The 5,656-nt window shown below is 49.4% G+C and carries 5 protein-coding genes and 1 pseudogene; 4 read left to right on the plus strand and 2 right to left on the minus strand.

Annotated features, from left to right (window positions below):
• Window positions 1–756 (plus strand): annotated as a pseudogene (locus QCH34_RS05495) (TIGR03663 family protein); the annotation flags it as partial.
• A 296-nt stretch (window positions 757–1,052) separates the two neighbouring features.
• On the opposite strand, the gene QCH34_RS05500 reads toward QCH34_RS05495, so the two are convergent.
• Both QCH34_RS05500 and QCH34_RS05505 read right to left on the minus strand, forming a co-directional pair.
• Window positions 1,053–2,174 (minus strand): hypothetical protein, encoded by a 1,122-nt coding sequence (locus QCH34_RS05500; protein ID WP_300331367.1) that lies wholly within the window; start codon window positions 2,172–2,174, stop codon window positions 1,053–1,055.
• A gap of 10 nt (window positions 2,175–2,184) precedes the next feature.
• Window positions 2,185–3,345, minus strand: a complete 1,161-nt coding sequence (locus QCH34_RS05505) for a tubulin/FtsZ family protein (protein WP_300331370.1) — start codon at window positions 3,343–3,345, stop codon at window positions 2,185–2,187.
• 122 nt (window positions 3,346–3,467) lie between these two features.
• Here QCH34_RS05505 and QCH34_RS05510 point away from each other — a divergent pair, with 122 nt between their 5' ends.
• From QCH34_RS05510 to QCH34_RS05520, 3 genes are all read left to right on the plus strand, one after another.
• A complete protein-coding gene (locus QCH34_RS05510) occupies window positions 3,468–4,697 on the plus strand; it encodes an NAD(P)/FAD-dependent oxidoreductase (protein ID WP_300331373.1) in 1,230 nt (409 codons plus the stop codon).
• Window positions 4,694–5,410: a dolichyl-phosphate beta-glucosyltransferase gene (locus QCH34_RS05515; RefSeq protein WP_300331376.1), complete on the plus strand. Its 717-nt coding sequence runs from the start codon at window positions 4,694–4,696 to the stop codon at window positions 5,408–5,410. Before QCH34_RS05510 ends, QCH34_RS05515 begins: the two co-directional genes overlap by 4 nt.
• Window positions 5,394–5,656, plus strand: a 263-nt coding sequence (locus QCH34_RS05520) for a lysylphosphatidylglycerol synthase domain-containing protein (protein WP_366898368.1), incomplete at its 3' end; no start/stop codon positions are given. The genes QCH34_RS05515 and QCH34_RS05520, both read left to right, overlap by 17 nt.

Consider the following 5,656-nt stretch of genomic DNA (forward strand, 5'->3'; position numbering starts at 1 on the left):
GGGTGTGTAGCAGCATATGTGAGATCCCAGAAACACTCTCCACAGGATCGAGTTGACGAGTGTGATCCATCGGGACTATCTAAATCTGCCTCCCTGATCGAACGTATATCATCGTCCCTCAGGCGGCCAGAAACCGGTGTCGCTTATGATCCAAAGACAGAGTTCATCAGGTTCTCTATCTGGTGGATGATTGCATCTCTTGCCGTCTATGCCTATATTGGTGAGAAAGTTCCCTGGCTCATTCTGCACCAGCTACTTCCAATGATCTTTGTCGCCACTTTCAGGCTTGACCGCCAGAAGATGGTTATTGTGGCACTGGGTATAGTGTTCCTCCTCGGGATGACGCTTCATGTGGCATTTACTCCCGGTGATATCGCCGAGCCGATTGTACAGGTGCAGAACTCTGAAGATCTCCGTCTTGTTATGAAATGGATCGATGAATCTGATCGGATTGCCATTGCCACAGATACCATATGGCCGCTCAACTGGTATTATCGCGATGAGGATCGCTGGTCGAAGATCACGTATTTTGGAGGTAAATCCAACAAGGGATCCCTCATGGCAGGAAACTTTGACCTGATCATCACTCATGACCAGGATAGTTATGATGATATTCCTGGATTTGAAAAGATAACCCTCAAACACAGCTACTGGGTAACCTACCAAGAGGTGAAGGGAGATCTCATCCGGTATTACTTCACCCGTAATGTTGAAGTGGGGAGCAAACGGTATGATCTCTTCAGATCGGCTGCTTAAACCTGAGAGAGTCTCCTTCGGGTTGCAGTTGGCCTCTTCTCTCTCTCTCTCTCTCCTCTTCCTCATCTTCATTCGGGCTGAACAACCTCAGGGAAACTGAAAGGTTGTCATAAACTCCCTTAATTCACACCGGGGTATCTCCGCCACTTGCTGGAACCCAATTTCTATGGGAACAGTTCATGAGGTTTGTGGGGAGAGTTCGCAATACTGGAATCGGCTGATATTATCAGTCTGGTTGGGAAAAAAGAGATGCAGGTATTCAGAAGAGGAAAATGATAAAATGTTGAATGGGTCTCTTATCCGAGTTCATCCCAGGCATTTCGTTTCTTCATAATGACAAATCCAATCACGATAATTGCAATTGCACCAAGAACAATCCAGAGGAATGGCTGGCCGGGATCAACAAAGACCGGGAGAGATTCAACCTCCTCCTGCAATTCACGTGCCTCGGCAAGGACTATCTTCCCCTCTGCAAGAGCATCATCTGCCTGCCTCTTTGCAAGGGCAAGATTGTTGGTATCAAAGTTTCCCTTGGCAGTATCAATCTGGTTCTTCACACTCTGCCGTTTTGAGGAGAGTAATACAACTCTTGAGTCTGATCCCATACTTTTATTCGTGGTGAAGTAACTCAGCACTCCATCAATCTCCGCGAGGGTGGCATCGGCACTGGTGATAGCGTGTTGGACAATAGCTCTCTGAAGGAGTGCCTCACCATCGGTAATAGCCGTTTGTGCAGTGTTAAGATAAGATTGTGCAACCCCGACATTTGACCCTGCTGCCTCTGCACTCTGGAGGGCTGTCTGTGCGGAATTGTACTTTGCATCAACTGCTGTTGTATCAACGCCATCTGCTTTTGCAGCATCTATCTCAGTTTTAAATACCTGAAGACTACCTTTTGCTGATACTATAGCAGTCTGCACCTCGGCAGGATTTACAACTTTCCGGGTTATGAGATACTCCCCACTCGTTCCCGATCGGACACCATCATTTAAATCAAGCTGGCGAATACGAAATATTGTCTTATCCGAGGTTGTGGTAACCTCTGGTACGACTCCCTCAAGGTTGACGCGGACCTTTATATCCATATCTGATGGATAGCTGAGTTCAAAACCGGTAATACTGACTATACGGCTGGTTGAGATGGGGCGGGCGTTCTCAACCCCATTCTGGACAATGGAGATAGACCACTTGGGCGAATCAAGATCCGTATAGAATTGTAATGAATCTCCAGTTGGAAATGTGCTTGCAGTTCCGGGTATGAACTCAATTATCGTTGTGTCGATCGTCAATCTTGTGCCTGGTGCCAGATCTCCTGTTGGTACGCCTGTTGCGGGTTGAACGGTGAGCGCTGCAGATGCAGAAACAGCACAGAGTGCACAGCAGGCGAGCAGTATAGTAAGTAGTAACCTTATCTTCATCTTTATCTCCTCATTCAAAGAGCGGATCGATCGCATCCTCGAACATGGTTGATTGCCTGTCTTTGGATTTTATAACGTCCTGTTTTGTTTCTTTAGCCACTTCAAGGAGTTCGGTAATTCTGGGGGCATTCCCGATGGTTGCGAGGACGACCACAGCGGCGATAAAGCTCGATTCCAGTGGATAGTCGCCTCCACGGACCTCGACTCCTGCGATGTTCTCTTCTACCCAGGATTTGGATTTTTCAACCCCCTTCCTGTCCATCTCGTCAGGAGGGCCGGCAACCAACACCAGTGCCCGCTCGGCGGTTGTATAATCACAAGGAAGTGTCAACCTGCCGAGCATGGCTCTTCTGACAAGTCCGATGATCTTTGCAGATTTATCCTCGCCGGTGAGGGAATTCTCAGCCTTATCTTTCTTGCCAAATCCTGCAAAGAGACCTTTCTTTTGCTTGCTTTTGGTGATCACATCAGAGATTGCATACCCGATAGTGGATATTCCTCCTCCCCTGAGCGTGTTGATAATCTCTGAAGAGTCAACAACCATCTCTCCGACACCCAGCTTACCGACCTCGCCAGCGCGGAAGAGAACACCGAATCTCCTGACAAGCTCTTCATTCAGCCTTTCATAGGCACTCTTGACACTCTCTCCTTCATTCTTCCATGCACTGTTGTCGAAGATGAAGGTATTGTCGGCTTCATTCACGAGTGTGGCAAGACTGCGGGCAGCATTGTAAGAATAGAGCCGGCCTTCTTCTGGTGCCGGGATCATACCCAGTGCATAGACAGGTTCACGATAGATGCGTTTCAAGTGCCGGCAGAGAACCGGAGTGCCACCTGAACCGGTACCTCCCCCAAGCCCCGCAACGACAACAAAGGCATCGATATCATGTGTTCCGCGTGTGTCGATCGCATTAATAATGGTGTCTATCTCATCTGCCGCAATTTTTGCGCCGGTTACATTGTCTGTTCCAACACCATGCCCTTTAACAACTGTCTGGCCAATAAGGAGCCTGTCTTTCATTTCAATGTGTTTAAGGCCCATAAGGTCGGTTCTTGCCGTATTGACGGCAATACCGCGGAAACTACCCTGTTGCAGTTTCCTGTCCTGGGCAAGGAACATATCGACGATTTTGCCTCCTGCCTGTCCAAATCCAATGAAAAATACCCGCATTTAGATGACACCATCCACACTAATGGTTTTACCTTTAGTATCTCCTCTATTTATGGCTTCTTAGTTTATATGATGGAAAGATTCAAAAACTTTCTTATGCTCCCTGATATCACATAAGATGCATGCATATTTGCGTAATCGGTGGAGGACTCACCGGGCTTTCAGCTGCACTTCGCTTATCAGGACATCATGAGGTGACAATTCTTGAGATGAGTGATGAGGCAGGAGGATGCCTCTCCTCCTATAATCTCCCCGATTATGCAATAGAGTCCCTATATCATCATTGCTTCTCAGGCGATCGCTTCCTCCTCTCTCTTCTGGAAGAACTTGATCTACTCCGGGATCTCGAGTGGCAGAAAGGGAGCACAGGATATATGGTAAATCAACAGATTCATCCTCTGACGACACCGCTCCAGATCATCCGTTATCCTCTCCTCTCTTTCTTTGAGAAGATCCGACTCGCCCTCTTTGTCCTCAGATCCAGATCCGCAGATCGTGAGACGCTGGATACCCTCTCTGCCCGGGAATACTGTATTGAGCGTCTGGGTGAGCGGATCTACTCTTCCTTTTTTGAACCATTATTGCGATCAAAATTCGGGGATCAGAGAGATGAGGTATCTGCTGCCTGGCTTGTCAGCCGGATTGCGATCAGATCAGATCGCGGTCCTGAAGGAGAGCGGCTGGGTTATCTGAAGGGTGGCTATATCCGGCTGATCGATAGCCTTCTCCTGCGCCTGAATGCAGAAGGATGCAGGGTTGAGACCGGCCATAAGGTTGTTTCTGCAATTCCCGACGAAGTGGGATGGATTGTGGATGGCACCCGGTTTGACTGCCTCATCTCGACACTTCCACCGCAGGAGACTGCACGAATATGCTCCATCCCGCTCACTCCTCTTCCCTATCAGGGTTCCGCCTGCCTCACCCTCGGCACCTCTTCTGACCCCACAGATGGTATCTACTGGGTAAATATGGGTGATCCTGCACCATATGGAGCGGTCATAACCCATACCAACTTTGTTCCATTTGATCGGTACGGTGAGCATATCGTCTACATTGCCTCGTACTTCTCAGGTAATCCCCCAGAAGACTGCGAAGAGGTCATGTTATCTGACTTCTGCATCAGATTTGAGATTCCTCGTGAGCATATTCACTGGCACCGCCTCAGGATAGAACCATTTGCAGGTCCGGTCTATGTGACCGGTTATCGATCATTGATCCCGGATCCAAACCCGGCACCCGGCCTTTTCATTGCCGGGATGTTTTCTCCTGAGAACTATCCTGAACGGAGCATGGACGGATCAATCCGTGCTGGTGAAGATGTAGCCCGGCGTGTACTGGAGTGGTCGGATTGAAGGAGTGTGAGGTGACAGCGGTCATCCCTGTCTATAATGATCGGTTGGCACTCGAAACTGCCATTCCCGAATCTATCCGCAGGCTTGAGGAGATCACCGGCTCTTTCGAACTGCTGGTGGCAGAGGATGGATCAGATGATGGGAGTGCAGAGCTGGTTCTTGAATGGGAAGGGCGTGATCCCCGTATCCGCCTCCTCCACTCAGATGAGCGGCTTGGGCGGGGAAGGGCGCTCACCCGTGCCTTCCATGCCTCAGGGGGCCGGATATTCTGCTACTATGATGTCGATCTGGCTACCGATATGGCTCACCTGAGGGAACTTGTTGATGCAATACGTTCGGGGTGTGCTATTGCCACCGGCTCACGCCTGATGCCGGAATCCAAAATCGATCGGGATAATAAAAGGGAGATTGCAAGCAGGGGATATAACGCCCTTGTCCGGATGATCCTGGGGAGCCGCCTGTATGATCACCAGTGCGGGTTCAAGGCATTCTCACGTGACAATCTTGAAGCACTCCTTCCAACTGTTGTGGCTCCCCACTGGTTCTGGGACACGGAACTACTCGTGCTCGCACAAAGACATGGATTTCGTGTCTGTGAATTCCCTGTAAGATGGCAGCAGGGAAAGGGGACAACCGTCAAACTCTCTGATGTAACAGGGATGGGATCAGAGATCCTCAGGCTCAGGTGGCGTCTTCATGCTGAGAAAGATTAGTACTGTCATCGTATCTACCCTGATTGCTGTTGCGATCATCGTGTTTCTCCTCTCCCGTGTCTGGGATGATCTCCTGATCACAGTAAGGGAAGCAGATCCACTCTATCTTCTTCCTGCTGTTATTGTCTGTCTGCTTGCATGGTACCTCAGAGGAGAACGGTACCGGTTTATTCTGATGCGTCTCTCTCTTCAGGTAGAAACCATATTTTCAATCGCCTGCATCTTTGTCTCCCAGACGGCAAACCT

This window comes from Methanocalculus sp. (assembly GCF_029762515.1).
Taxonomy (GTDB): domain Archaea; phylum Halobacteriota; class Methanomicrobia; order Methanomicrobiales; family Methanocorpusculaceae; genus Methanocalculus.